Origin of the sequence: Streptomyces sp. NRRL S-495 (assembly GCF_000966955.1) — a bacterium.
In the GTDB taxonomy this organism is placed as follows: Bacteria; Actinomycetota; Actinomycetes; order Streptomycetales; family Streptomycetaceae; genus Kitasatospora; species Kitasatospora purpeofusca.
On the sequence record NZ_JZWY01001080.1, the window covers coordinates 1 to 286 of the forward strand.

Sequence of the window (286 nt, forward strand, 5' to 3'; positions counted from 1 at the left end):
AACCTAGACTAAATGAACCAGAATCACTCGTGCTGCCAATTACACCATACCCCAACACAAAGCAATCAGCCGATGAGCAACCCCATCGGCTTCCTGCTTCAGTACCCCCGACCGGATTCGAACCGGCGCTACTGCCGTGAGAGGGCAGCGTGCTAGGCCGCTACACAACGGGGGCTTGTCTTCACTTGTCGCGGTGTGGACCGCGGGTACTGCGCTGGGGTACCAGGACTCGAACCTAGACTAAATGAACCAGAATCACTCGTGCTGCCAATTACACCATACCCCA

2 tRNA genes are annotated in these 286 nt (G+C 55.9%); both read right to left on the reverse strand.

The features are described 5' to 3' along the window. Nucleotides 1-102: 102 nt before the first annotated feature. Nucleotides 103-175 (reverse strand) — tRNA-Glu (locus VR45_RS39130). A 39-nt stretch (nt 176-214) separates the two neighbouring features. After that, nucleotides 215-286, reverse strand: a tRNA-Gln gene (locus tag VR45_RS39135).